Origin of the sequence: Pseudomonas sp. GD03875 (assembly GCF_029840585.1) — a bacterium.
Taxonomy (GTDB): Bacteria; Pseudomonadota; Gammaproteobacteria; order Pseudomonadales; family Pseudomonadaceae; genus Aquipseudomonas; species Aquipseudomonas paralcaligenes.
In genome coordinates, this window is sequence record NZ_JAOCCV010000014.1 from 50,737 (window position 1) to 62,358 (window position 11,622).

The following is an 11,622-nucleotide window of genomic DNA, read 5'->3' on the forward strand; positions in this document are numbered from 1 at the left end:
ACCGAGAACACTCGCATGAAAAACCTCCTCATCCTCGGCGCCAGCGGCCAGATCGCGCGCTGGGTCGTCGAGACGCTGGCCGGCGCCCCGGGCATCAGCCAGACCCTGCTGCTGCGCGACCCGAAAAAACTGACGGGCCAGGAACCCGCCAACGCCAAGGTGGTGATCGGCAACGTGTTGGACAAGAAGCTGCTCAGGGACGCCATGGCCGGCCAGGATATCGTCTACGCCAACCTGATCGGCGACGATCTGGACAGGCAGGCCCAGGCCGTCATCGCCGCCATGCAGGCCGCTGGCGTGAAGCGCCTGGTGTTCGTGCTGTCGCTGGGTATCTATGACGAGGTCCCGGGCCGGTTCGGCGAATGGAACCGCGCCCTCATCGGCGAGGACCTCAAGCCCTACCGCCGCGCGGCGGACGCCATCGAAGCCTCCGGCCTGCACTACACCCTCCTGCGCCCGGCCTGGCTGACGGACGAAGACGAGGTGGACTACGAGATCACCGCCAGGGACGAGTCGTTCAGGGGCACCGTGGTCTCGCGCAGGAGCGTGGGCGAGCTGATCGCCAAGGTCATCGCCAATCCGGAGCTGCACGTGGGCGGGAACCTGGGTGTGAACAAACCGAACAGCGACGGCGACAAGCCGTACTTCATGTAAGGCGGCGCCGACGATGCTCAAGTGGATCGCCATCGCAGTCGCAACACTGCTCGGGGCGGTGGCGCTGGTGCCGCTCGCCGTCACCTGGATCGAAAGCCGCCAGGCCCGCCAGCTGGACGCCAGGCAGCCCTACACCCCAACCGCCACCACGCCGGCATCGCGCATCGCCGTGGTGTACTTCTCGCGCTCGGGCAACACCGCGCTGGCCGCGCGCCACCTGGCCCGGCGGCTCGATGCACAACTGTTCCCGCTCGAAGCGCCCGACTACCCGCTCGGCGTGAGCGGCCTGGCCCATGCGCTGAGGGATGCCAACGCGCTGAAAAGCGAACCCGGGGCACTGCCCGACATCACGCCGCGCACCCTCGACCTGACACCGTTCGACAGCGTCTGGCTCGGCTCGCCCGTGTGGCTGTACAGCCCTGCGCCGCCGATCTGGGCCTTCGTCGAGCACAACCGCTTCGATGGCCAGCGCGTGGTGCTGTTCAACACCTTCAACAGCCAGTTCGGCGGCGATCACATCGCCAAACTCCGGGCCAAGGTCATGGCACGCGGCGCACGCTCGTTCGAGCATCGCCATGTGCTGCGCGGGCGCATGACCCGGCAGCTCACGCCGGACGCGATGATCCAGGCCATCGACGACCATTGGTTCGGCGCGCCGGCCAACCCTTGAGCGGCCCCTTGCCTTCGCCAACGGCCAGAAACGACAAAGGCGCCTCGCGGCGCCTTTGTCGTTAGGATCACTCCCACTCGATAGTGGCAGGCGGCTTGCTCGACACGTCGTAGGTGACGCGGGAGATACCGGAGATCTCGTTGATGATGCGGTTGGAGACCTTCTCCAGCAGCTCGTAGGGCAGGTGCGCCCAGCGGGCGGTCATGAAGTCGATGGTTTCCACGGCGCGCAGGGCGACGACCCAGGCGTATCGACGGCCATCGCCGACCACGCCGACCGATTTCACCGGCTGGAACACCACGAAGGCCTGGCTGGTCTTGTGGTACCAGTCGAAGTTGCGCAGTTCCTCGATGAAGATGTGGTCGGCCAGGCGCAGCAGGTCGGCGTATTCCTTCCTCACCTCGCCGAGGATGCGCACGCCCAGGCCCGGGCCCGGGAAGGGGTGGCGGTAGACCATGTCGTAGGGCAGGCCCAGTTCCAGGCCGATCTTGCGCACTTCGTCCTTGAACAGCTCGCGCAGTGGCTCGACCAGAGAGAACTGCATGTCCTCCGGCAGGCCGCCGACGTTGTGGTGGCTCTTGATCACGTGGGCCTTGCCGGTCTTGGCGCCGGCCGACTCGATCACGTCCGGGTAGATGGTGCCCTGGGCCAGGAACTTCACGTCCTGCAGCCGGGTGGCTTCCTCGTCGAACACCTCGATGAAGGTGCGGCCGATGATCTTGCGCTTCTCTTCCGGGTCGGCGACGCCGGCCAGGCGGCCGAGGAACTTGTCCTCGGCGTTGGCGCGGATCACCTTGACGCCCATGTTCTCGGCGAACATGGCCATCACCTGGTCGCCTTCCTGGTGGCGCAGCAGGCCGTTGTCGACGAACACGCAGGTCAGCTGGTCGCCGATGGCCTTGTGCAGCAGGGCCGCCACCACCGAGGAGTCGACGCCGCCGGACAGGCCCAGCAGCACCTTGCTCGAGCCCACCTGGGCGCGCACGGTGGCGATGGCGTCCTCGACGATGTTGGCCGGGGTCCACAGGGCCTCGCAGCCGCAGATGTTGAGGATGAAGCGGGAGAGGATGCGACCGCCCTGCTTGGTGTGGGTCACTTCCGGGTGGAACTGCACGCCGTAGTAGGCGCGGCTGTCGTCGGCCATGGCGGCGATCGGGCAGCTCGGGGTGCTGGCCAGGATGTGGAAACCGGCCGGCAGCGCGGTGACCTTGTCGCCGTGGCTCATCCACACGTCGAGGCCGAGCACGCCGTCGGTGTCCACGTGGTCCTCGATGCCGTCGAGCAGGCGGGCCTTGCCGACCACGTCGACGCGGGCGTAGCCGAACTCGCGCAGGTCGGAGCCTTCCACCTTGCCGCCGAGCTGCTCGGCCATGGTCTGCATGCCGTAGCAGATACCGAACAACGGCACATTCAGCTCGAACACCGCCTGCGGCGCACGCGGGCTGTCGGCCTCGTGCACCGACTCCGGGCCGCCGGCGAGGATGATGCCGCGCGGGGCGAAGGCACGGATGTCGGCGTCGGTCATGTCGAACGGGTGGATCTCGCAGTACACGCCGATCTCGCGCACACGGCGGGCGATCAGCTGGGTGTACTGGGAGCCGAAGTCGAGGATGAGGATGCGGTGGGCGTGAATGTCAGGGTGAGACATGTGCGGGCTCTCGATGTCGGGGAGGAGCGGCAAGCTACAAGCTTCAAGCCGCAAGAGGAGCGGGCTTCACTTGTAGCTTGCGGCTTGAGGCTTGCCGCTAGTCGGCTGAGCTACGCTCAGCCGACGCGGTAGTTCGGGGCTTCTTTGGTGATCTGCACGTCGTGCACGTGGGACTCGGCCATGCCGGCGCCGGTGATGCGCACGAACTCCGGCTTGGTGCGCATCTCGTCGACGGTGGCGCAACCGGTGTAGCCCATGGAGGCGCGCAGGCCGCCCATCAGCTGGTGGACGATGGCGCTCATCGCGCCCTTGTACGGCACGCGACCCTCGATGCCTTCCGGCACCAGCTTCTCGGCGCCGGCCGAGGAGTCCTGGAAGTAGCGGTCGGAGGAACCCTGGGCCTGGGCCATGGCGCCCAGCGAGCCCATGCCGCGGTAGGCCTTGTAGGAGCGGCCCTGGAACAGCTCGACCTCGCCCGGGGCTTCCTCGGTGCCGGCCAGCATGGAGCCGATCATCACCGCGGAGGCGCCGGCGACGATGGCCTTGGACAGGTCGCCGGAGAAGCGGATGCCACCATCGGCGACCAGCGGCACGCCGGTGCCGGCCAGGGCTGCGGCGACGTTGGCCACCGCACTGATCTGCGGCACACCAACGCCGGCGACGATACGGGTGGTGCAGATGGAGCCCGGGCCGATGCCGACCTTGACGCCGTCGGCGCCGGCCTCGACCAGCGCCTTGGCGGCCTCGCCGGTGGCGATGTTGCCGCCGATCACCTGGACGTCCGGGAAGTTCTGCTTGACCCAGCGCACACGGTCGATCACGCCCTTGGAGTGGCCGTGGGCGGTGTCGACGATGATCACGTCGACGCCGGCGGCGACCAGCGCGGCGACCCGGTCGCCGGTGTCGGCGCCGGTGCCGACCGCGGCGCCGACGCGCAGGCGGCCCTGGTCGTCCTTGCTGGCCAGCGGGTAGGCCTTGGCCTTCTCGATGTCGTTGACGGTCATCATGCCCTTGAGGCGGTACTGGTCATCGACGATCAGCACGCGCTCGATGCGGTGCTTGTGCAGCAGCTTGCGCACGGCGTCCTTGTCCTCGCCTTCCTTGACGGTGACCAGGCGCTCCTTCGGCGTCATCACGTCGCGCACCCGGGCGCTCATGTTGGTCTCGAAGCGCACGTCGCGGGAGGTGACGATGCCGATCAGGTCGCCGTTGTACAGCACCGGCACGCCGGAGATGTTGTGCTGGCGGGTCAGGTCGAACAGGTCGCCCACGCTGGCGTCGGCGTCGATGGTGATCGGGTCCTTGACCACGCCGGACTCGTAGCGCTTGACCTTGCGCACCTCGGTGGCCTGCTGCTCGATGGTCATGTTCTTGTGGATGATGCCGATGCCGCCTTCCTGGGCCATGGCGATGGCCAGGCGGGCTTCGGTGACGGTATCCATGGCGGCGGACAGCAGCGGGATGTTCAGCTCGATGCCTCGGGTCAGGCGGGTCTTGAGGCTGACGTCCTTGGGCAGGACTTCGGAGTAACCGGGGATGAGCAGAACGTCGTCGAAGGTGAGTGCTTCTTGGCTGATGCGCAGCATGGCAGGGCTCCCGGGAGGGAAAAATAAGAAGCGCGGCATTATACCCAGCCCAGGCGCCGCGCTCAATGCGGACGTGCGCGGAAAAATCCGCTAGGCGCCGCTCAGGTAGCGCCCGATCAGGCCCAGGCCGCTGGCCAGCACCAGCCAGGTCACCAACCGCACGAAGGCCTCGCGCGACATGTTCAGGGTCAGCCGCCGGCCGCACCACAGGCCCAGGGCCATGGGCGGCAACAGGCAGACGGCCAGCGCCAGCATCTTCAGGTCGGCGTAGACGCCCGCGACGAGGAACAGGCTCAGCCGCAGCAGCGCGCTGCAACTGATCAGCGCGCTCTGGGTGGCGCGCGCCTGCTGCTTGTCCGCCAGCCGCGCGTTGAGATAGAGCGCGTAGAGGAAGCCACCACTGCCGAACAGCGCACCGAACAACCCTCCCACCGTGCCAGCCGGCACCGCCCAGGCGGCCGCCAGGCTGGCCGGACGCACCCGCACCGCGAGGCTGTACAGGGCGTAGGCGGTGACGAACAGGCCCATCGCCAGCAGCAGCACGTCGGACTTCAGATTGAGCAGGAAGGTCACGCCCAGCGCGCAGCCCAGCGCCATGCACGGCAGCAGGCGCAGCAGCTCGGCCCTTGCCACGTCGCGCCGCGACGGCAGCAGGTTGCCGAAGGCGGCGACGAAATCCAGCAGCACCAGCAGCGGGATGATGGTCGACAGCGGCAGGAAGTGCAGCAGCACCGGCCCCGCCACCAGCGCCGTGCCGAAGCCGGCGATGCCGAACACCACGTAGGCGGCGACGATGCCCAACAGGATCGCCAGCCAGTCGACGGGCGAAAACGGCAGCGAGGCGAACAGCGCGGTGAGCGCCATCGAGCGACATCCTTCTTGCACAACGACGCCGGCACTCTAGCGCCAGCCCAGCCATGCCGACCAATATGTTTAGAATCGCCAAGCCATCTCGAAAAGGCATGACAGATGATCTCCACCCGCCAGTTGCGCTACTTCGTCGCCATCGTCGAAAGCGGCAGTTTCAGCGCCGCCGCCGAACGCCTGTTCGTCGCCCAGTCGGCCTTGAGCCGGCAGATCAAGGAGCTGGAGGCACAGATGGGCACCGCCCTGTTCGTGCGCACCGCGCGGCAGCCGCTGCTCAGCGACGCCGGCGCGGCCTTCTACCCGCGGGCGCGCGGCCTGCTGCTGGAGCTGGAACGGGCCAGCCAGGAAAGCCGGGAGATCGGCCTCGGCCAGCGCGGCACCCTGCGCCTCAACCATTCCAGCACCGTGCCGCTGAGCGGCGCGCTGATGGAGGCGCTGGCCGGCTACCTCGCCGAGTCCCCCGGCGTGCGCATGGAGATCGCCCAGCAGTCCTCGGAAATCCAGCTGCAGGAGCTGGCCGAGCGGCGCCTGGACATCGGCCTGCTGCGCCTGCCGGTGCTGCGCCAGCACGACGGCGTGGTGCTGCACCGGCTGCTCGACGAGCCCATGCTGCTGGCCGTCGCCAGCCACCACCCGCTGGCCGCGGCGGCATCGGTGCGCCTCACCCAGCTGGTGGACGAGCCGTTCATCTCCATTCCCCATCCGCAGCGCGGCGGCCTCAGCTACCGGGCGGCCGAGCTGTGCACGCGCGCCGGTTTCTACCCGAAGGCGGCGCGGGTGGTGTCGCGCAAGACCACCCAGCTGCAACTGATCCAGGCCGGCTTCGGCATCGCCCTGCTGCCGCAGTGCATGAGCGCCATCGCACCGCCCGGCGTCAGCCTGGTGCCGCTGGCCGACGCGGCCTGCGACACCAGCATCGCCCTCGCCTGCCGGCAGGACGACTCGGCGCTGGTGCAGGCGTTCGTCCACCACTTCCGCGACGCTCTGGCGGCGGGCTGACGCCGCTCAGGGATCGACGACGACCTGGGCGACAGGAAACCCCGCCCGCTCGGCGAACGCCTCCAGGAAGGCCGGCGCGAAGCCCGCCTCGGCCCAGCCGTTGAAGATGAAACCCAGGTTGGAGAACGCGCACGGCTGCAGGAACAGGAAGCCGTTGACCTCGTCCTCGTGGCCGCACTCGGGGCAGGTGAAGTTGTCGGTGTCGCCGGGCGTCCACTCGTCCAGGCTCTCGAAGAAGGCCTCGCCGATCTCCTGGCGGCACTCCGGGCAGCCAGCCTCCTCGTGGAAGTCGCGGGTCGGCGTGTAGATGCAGCGCCGGGTGACGATCTCCAGGCCGTTGCACGGCTGGCCATAGGGCAGCCGCTCCGGGTGCAGCGCCACTCGCCGCGCGCCCTCGCCGATGGCGTAGGCCATGCCACCCCGGCCACGGCCGCAGGTGGTGGGCAGCGCCGCGACGATGCCCTGGCGCACCAGCCAGTCGAGCAGCTTGCGCGCCCGGTACTCGTGGTCCGGCACCCGCGACAGGCGCGGCACCAGGATCAGCTGGCGCTCGCTCATGCGCAGTGCTCCAGCGGCGCGGCCGGCGCCTCGCCGGCCCAGTGGAGGATGAAGCGCTCGCGGAACAGGAAGCCCTGCACGCAGTCGATGCCCTGCTCGCGCGCCCAGCGCAGCTGGGCCTCGTCCTCCACGCCTTCGAGGATCACGGTCTTGCCGGCCTCGCGGGCGAACGCCAGGATACCGCGCAGCAGCGCCATGGACGCCGGGCTGGACAGCCGCGACAGCCAGTCCCGGGCCAGCTTGAGGTATTGCACGCCGAGCAGCACGTCGAACGACACCAGGCTGTCGTGGGCGCCGAGGTCGTCCAGGGCGATGGGGATGCCGGCGCCGCCGAAGGCCTGCTGCATGGCGATGCTGACCCGGGCGTCGGCCACCGAGCTGTTCTCGATGATCTCCACCACCGCCAGGCGGTGCACCAGCAGCAGCTCGACCATGGGGTGGCGGGCCTCGCCGAGGAACACCTCGAAGGCGTCCTGATCGATGTTGAGGAACACCGGCAGCTCCGCCGGGCAGGCCTCCAGTTGCAGGCGCTTGATCAGCAGTTCGAGCTGGAACAGGCTCAGCGGGCTGTCGTGCAGCTGGCGGAACACCTGGTCCGGCGGCAGGTAGCCGACCCGCTCGTGGCGGAAGCGCGCCAGCGCCTCGTAGGCTACCGGCTCGCCGTCGGCGACGCGCAGGATCGGCTGGTACTCGACGCCCAGGCCATCGCCGGCCAGGAAGGACAACAGAACATCGGGGGAAATGCGCACCATCACACTCGCGAACAAACAGGAATCGCTCTCATTATGACGCCGCCGCGGCCTCCCCGGCCAGCGGGGCCCATGACCGCGACCGGCAAAGCCACTATGATGCCGGCCATGTTCACCGATCCCTTCGCCCGCCTCGGCCTCGACCGCGAGGCCCTCAGCGTCAGCCAGCTCAACAACCGCGCCCGCCTGCTGCTGGAGGACGTGTTCGCCCAGGTGTGGGTGGAGGGCGAGATCTCCAACCTCGCCCGCCCGGCCTCCGGCCACATCTACTTCACCCTCAAGGACAGCCAGGCCCAGGTGCGCTGCGCGCTGTTCCGGCAGAACGCCGCGCGGGTACGCCAGGCGCTGCGTGACGGCCTGGCGGTGAAGGTGCGCGGCAAGGTCTCGCTGTTCGAGGGGCGCGGCGACTACCAGCTGATCCTCGACACCGTCGAGCCGGCCGGCGACGGCGCCCTGCGCCTGGCCTTCGAGGCACTCAAGGAGAAGCTCGCCGGCGAGGGCCTGTTCGCCGCAGAGAGCAAGCGCGCGCTGCCCGCCCACCCGCGGCGCATCGGCATCGTCAGCTCGCCGACCGGCGCGGTGATCCGCGACATCATCAGCGTGTTCCGCCGACGCGCGCCGCAGGTGGAGCTGACCCTGGTCCCCACCGCCGTGCAGGGCCGCGAGGCCACCGGGCAGATCGTCCGCGCCCTGCAGCTGGCCGATGCGCAGGGCTTCGACGCGCTGATCCTGGCCCGTGGCGGCGGCTCGCTGGAAGACCTCTGGTGCTTCAACGAGGAAGCCGTGGCCCGCGCCGTGGCCGCCTGCGCCACGCCCATCGTCAGCGCCGTGGGCCACGAGACCGACGTCTCGATCAGCGACTTCGTCGCCGACGTGCGCGCGCCCACGCCTTCGGCCGCCGCCGAGTTGCTGGCCCCGGACAGCTCCGACCTGCAGCACCGCCTGGACAGCCTCGCCCGCCGCCTGCAGCTGTCCCTGCGCCAGCGCCTGCAGCGCGACCTGCTGCGCCTGGACGGCCTGGCCCGGCGCCTGCGCCACCCCGGCGAGCGCCTGCGCCAGCAGGCCCAGCGCCTGGACGACCTCGACCTGCGCCTGCGCCGTGCCTTCGCCCAGCAGGCCGCCGGCCGCCACGACCGCCTGGCCCGCCTGGAGGGCCGCCTGGCCGCCCAGCACCCGGGGCGCACCCTGGCCCTGCTGCGCCAGCGCCTGGACAGCCTGGCCGAGCGCCTGCCGCGCGCCACCCACGCCCTGCTGCGCGAACGCCGGCAGCGGCTGGGCAACCTGGCCCAGACCCTCAACATCGTCAGCCCGCTGGCCACCCTCGGCCGCGGCTACAGCATCCTCCTCGACGAACGCGGCCAGGCCGTGCGCGCCGCCGCCCAGACCCACCCCGGCCAGCGCCTCAAGGCGTGCCTCGGCGAGGGCGAGCTGGACGTGCGCGTCGAGGACAACCACCTCGCCCCGGTCACTCTCTCGCTGCTGGACTAACCCGTGCGCCCGATCCTCGCCCTGCTGTTGTGCCTCGCCCTGCCCGCCCACGCCGAGGGCTTCATCACCCGCCTGCTGAACAAGCCGGTGCCCGGCGGGGTGGCGGTGCTCGACCTGGGCAACGGCGCCCAGGCGCCCCAGGCGCGCTACCAGGGCAAGCCGGTGCTGGTCGTGCGCGAAGACGGCGCGCGCTGGATCGCCATCGTCGGCATCCCGCTCACGGTCAAGCCCGGCGAGCAGCGCCTGGAGGCCGACGGCCGCAGCCTGAGCTTCAGCGTCGGCGCCAAGCACTACCGCGAGCAGCGCATCACCCTGAAGAACAAGGAACAGGTCAACCCGAGCCCGAAGAACCTGGCCCGCATCGAACGCGAGCTGGCCGAGCAGACCGCCGCCTACCGCCAGTTCAGCCCGCGCCAGCCGAGCAACCTGCTGTTCGACAAGCCGGTCAATGGCCCGCTGTCCTCGCCCTTCGGCCTGCGCCGCTTCTTCAACGGCGAGGAGCGCAACCCGCACTCCGGGCTGGACTTCGCCGTGGGCGCCGGCACGCCGATCAAGGCGCCCGCCGCCGGCAAGGTGATCCTGATCGGCGACTACTTCTTCAACGGCAAGACGGTGTTCGTCGACCACGGCCAGGGGCTGATCAGCATGTTCTGCCACATGTCCAAGGTGGACGTGCAGCTCGGCCAGGAGCTGCCGCGCGGCGGCGTGGTCGGCCGCGTCGGTGCCACCGGACGCGCCACCGGCCCGCACATGCACTGGAACGTCAGCCTCAACGACGCACGGGTCGACCCGGCCATCTTCATCGGCGCCTTCCAGCCCTGAGAATCCGAGGGCGCACGCCAGAGCGGCCCGACGCGACGCGCCAGGCATTGCAAAGCGCAGCCGCGGCCATGACAATGCGAGCAATTATCAAATGCAACGCAGTGCCCCATGCCCGGCGACACCCTCCATACCTTCTATAGCGACCACCACGGCTGGCTGAAGTCCTGGCTGCGCGCGCGCCTGGGCAACGCCGCCGATGCCGCGGACTTCGCCCAGGACACCTTCCTGCGCGTCATGCAGCGCTGCGACCTCGGCGCCATCGACACGCCGCGGGCGTTCCTGCGCACGGTCGCCCGCGGCCTGGTGATCGACCACTGGCGGCGGGAGGAGCTGCAGCGCGCCTGGCTGGAAAGCCTGGCCCACCTGCCCGAGGCCGAGGCGCCGTCGCCGGAAGCCCGGGAGGTGGTGCTGGAACTGCTCGAACGCATCGCCCGGATGCTCGACGGCCTCAAGCCGAGGGTGCGCAGCGCCTTCCTGCTGGCCCAGTGCGAGGGCCTGACCCACGTGCAGATCGCCGAGCGCCTCGGCGTGTCGGTGCGCTCCGTGGAGCGCTACGTGGCCGAGGCGCTGTACCACTGCTACCTGCTGCGCTACGGCGACGAGGCCGAGGCATGAGCGGCAGCCCGCACAACGACGCCGAGGCGCTGCGCGTGCGCCAGGCCATCGACTGGCTGGTGCGCCTGCAGCACAGCGACGACCCCGCCCTGCGCCAGCAATGCGAACACTGGCGCCGCCAGGACGCCCGCCACGAACGGGCCTGGCAGCGCATCAGCGGCCTGCACCGGGAAATCTCCCGCGACCTCGGCGCCCTGCCCGGCGGCACCGTGGCCACCCTGGAGAACTCGGCGCGCCGCCTGCAACGGCGCCAGGCGCTCAAGCTGCTGTCGCTGGCCACCGTGGCCGGCGCCGCCGCCTGGCTGGGCCGCGACCTCGGCCTGGCCCAGCCACTGCTGGCCGACCAGGCCACCGCCGTGGGCGAGCGCCGCCAATTGCCGCTGGGCGACGGCAGCACCCTGGACCTCAACACCGACAGCGCCGTCGACCTGCAACTGGATGGCGCACAGCGCCTGATCGTGCTGCGCCGTGGCGAACTGTTCCTCGACTGCCGCCCGGGCGGCGCGACGCCGCTGCGCGTGCGCACCCCGGACGGCCTGTTCGAGGCCGCTCCCGACAGCCGCTTCGGCCTGCGCCTGGGCGACGCCGGCACCTGCCTCAGCGTCGACCAGGGCAGCGTCGCCTTCGGCGAGCCGCCACTCAGCGCCAGTGCCGGCCAGCGCTACCTGATCGCAGGCGGCAAGGCCGACCTGCTGCCGGCCCAGGCGCTGGAGCCGAACGCCTGGCGCGACGGCCTGATCGTCACCCGCGACATGCGCCTGGACCACTTCCTCGAGGAAGTCGGCCGCTACCGCCCGGGCCACCTGGGCTACGCGCCGGACGTCGCCGGGCTGCGCCTGTCCGGCGTGTTCCGCCTGGCCGACACCGACGAGCTGCTGCGGGTGCTGGCCCGCACCCTGCCCGTGCGCACCCGCTACATGACCCGCTGGTGGGTGCGCGTCGAGGCCGCTTGAGTGCATCGAGGTA

Annotated in this window: 12 protein-coding genes; 7 read left to right on the forward strand and 5 right to left on the reverse strand. The window is 70.1% G+C overall.

Annotated features, from left to right (window positions below; all coding sequences use genetic code 11):
- The first annotated feature begins 15 nt into the window (after positions 1 to 15).
- Positions 16 to 654: an SDR family oxidoreductase gene (locus N5D30_RS14130; protein ID WP_279909529.1), complete on the forward strand. Its 639-nt coding sequence runs from the start codon at positions 16 to 18 to the stop codon at positions 652 to 654.
- A 13-nt stretch (positions 655 to 667) separates the two neighbouring features.
- A complete protein-coding gene (locus N5D30_RS14135) occupies positions 668 to 1,324 on the forward strand; it encodes a flavodoxin (protein WP_279909530.1) in 657 nt (218 codons plus the stop codon).
- 67 nt (positions 1,325 to 1,391) lie between these two features.
- Here the strand turns inward: N5D30_RS14135 and guaA are convergent, their stop codons facing one another.
- The 3 genes from guaA to N5D30_RS14150 form a co-directional block, all read right to left on the reverse strand.
- Positions 1,392 to 2,972 carry a glutamine-hydrolyzing GMP synthase gene (gene guaA, locus N5D30_RS14140; RefSeq protein ID WP_279909531.1) on the reverse strand — a complete coding sequence of 527 codons (1,581 nt, stop codon included), beginning with the start codon at positions 2,970 to 2,972 and terminating at the stop codon, positions 1,392 to 1,394.
- Between the two features lie 116 nt (positions 2,973 to 3,088).
- Positions 3,089 to 4,558 (reverse strand): IMP dehydrogenase, encoded by a 1,470-nt coding sequence (gene guaB, locus N5D30_RS14145; RefSeq protein ID WP_279903143.1) that lies wholly within the window; start codon positions 4,556 to 4,558, stop codon positions 3,089 to 3,091.
- Positions 4,559 to 4,648: 90 nt separating this feature from the next.
- Positions 4,649 to 5,407, reverse strand: a complete 759-nt coding sequence (locus N5D30_RS14150) for a sulfite exporter TauE/SafE family protein (RefSeq protein WP_279909588.1) — start codon at positions 5,405 to 5,407, stop codon at positions 4,649 to 4,651.
- A 120-nt stretch (positions 5,408 to 5,527) separates the two neighbouring features.
- Here N5D30_RS14150 and N5D30_RS14155 point away from each other — a divergent pair, with 120 nt between their 5' ends.
- A complete protein-coding gene (locus tag N5D30_RS14155) occupies positions 5,528 to 6,424 on the forward strand; it encodes a LysR substrate-binding domain-containing protein (protein WP_279909533.1) in 897 nt (298 codons plus the stop codon).
- Positions 6,425 to 6,430: 6 nt separating this feature from the next.
- Here the strand turns inward: N5D30_RS14155 and N5D30_RS14160 are convergent, their stop codons facing one another.
- Together N5D30_RS14160 and N5D30_RS14165 are read right to left on the reverse strand one after the other, a co-directional pair.
- Complete coding sequence (locus tag N5D30_RS14160; RefSeq protein WP_279909534.1) at positions 6,431 to 6,982, reverse strand: sugar ABC transporter ATPase; 552 nt, start codon at positions 6,980 to 6,982, stop codon at positions 6,431 to 6,433.
- Complete coding sequence (locus tag N5D30_RS14165) at positions 6,979 to 7,734, reverse strand: EAL domain-containing protein (protein ID WP_279909535.1); 756 nt, start codon at positions 7,732 to 7,734, stop codon at positions 6,979 to 6,981. The genes N5D30_RS14160 and N5D30_RS14165 overlap by 4 nt, the downstream gene beginning before the upstream one ends.
- 105 nt (positions 7,735 to 7,839) lie before the next feature.
- On the opposite strand from N5D30_RS14165, the gene xseA reads away from it, so the two are divergent.
- The 4 genes from xseA to N5D30_RS14185 all read left to right on the forward strand — a co-directional run bounded on the left by xseA (position 7,840) and on the right by N5D30_RS14185 (position 11,609).
- Positions 7,840 to 9,219: an exodeoxyribonuclease VII large subunit gene (gene xseA / locus N5D30_RS14170; RefSeq protein WP_279909536.1), complete on the forward strand. Its 1,380-nt coding sequence runs from the start codon at positions 7,840 to 7,842 to the stop codon at positions 9,217 to 9,219.
- 3 nt (positions 9,220 to 9,222) lie between these two features.
- Positions 9,223 to 10,041 carry a peptidoglycan DD-metalloendopeptidase family protein gene (locus tag N5D30_RS14175; protein ID WP_279909537.1) on the forward strand — a complete coding sequence of 273 codons (819 nt, stop codon included), beginning with the start codon at positions 9,223 to 9,225 and terminating at the stop codon, positions 10,039 to 10,041.
- A gap of 108 nt (positions 10,042 to 10,149) precedes the next feature.
- A complete protein-coding gene (locus N5D30_RS14180) occupies positions 10,150 to 10,656 on the forward strand; it encodes a sigma-70 family RNA polymerase sigma factor (RefSeq protein WP_279909539.1) in 507 nt (168 codons plus the stop codon).
- A complete protein-coding gene (locus N5D30_RS14185) occupies positions 10,653 to 11,609 on the forward strand; it encodes a FecR family protein (RefSeq protein WP_279909540.1) in 957 nt (318 codons plus the stop codon). The genes N5D30_RS14180 and N5D30_RS14185 overlap by 4 nt, the downstream gene beginning before the upstream one ends.
- Positions 11,610 to 11,622 lie beyond the last annotated feature (13 nt).

Bases quoted from the DNA above. Each gene is read 5' to 3' on its own strand.
- N5D30_RS14130 (WP_279909529.1), top strand. From the start codon at position 16: ATGAAAAACCTCCTCATCCTCGGCGCCAGCGGCCAGATCGCGCGCTGG.
- N5D30_RS14135 (WP_279909530.1), top strand. From the start codon at position 668: ATGCTCAAGTGGATCGCCATCGCAGTCGCAACACTGCTCGGGGCGGTG.
- guaA (WP_279909531.1), bottom strand. From the start codon at position 2,972: ATGTCTCACCCTGACATTCACGCCCACCGCATCCTCATCCTCGACTTC.
- guaB (WP_279903143.1), bottom strand. From the start codon at position 4,558: ATGCTGCGCATCAGCCAAGAAGCACTCACCTTCGACGACGTTCTGCTC.
- N5D30_RS14155 (WP_279909533.1), top strand. From the start codon at position 5,528: ATGATCTCCACCCGCCAGTTGCGCTACTTCGTCGCCATCGTCGAAAGC.
- N5D30_RS14160 (WP_279909534.1), bottom strand. From the start codon at position 6,982: ATGAGCGAGCGCCAGCTGATCCTGGTGCCGCGCCTGTCGCGGGTGCCG.
- N5D30_RS14165 (WP_279909535.1), bottom strand. From the start codon at position 7,734: ATGGTGCGCATTTCCCCCGATGTTCTGTTGTCCTTCCTGGCCGGCGAT.
- xseA (WP_279909536.1), top strand. From the start codon at position 7,840: ATGTTCACCGATCCCTTCGCCCGCCTCGGCCTCGACCGCGAGGCCCTC.
- N5D30_RS14180 (WP_279909539.1), top strand. From the start codon at position 10,150: ATGCCCGGCGACACCCTCCATACCTTCTATAGCGACCACCACGGCTGG.
- N5D30_RS14185 (WP_279909540.1), top strand. From the start codon at position 10,653: ATGAGCGGCAGCCCGCACAACGACGCCGAGGCGCTGCGCGTGCGCCAG.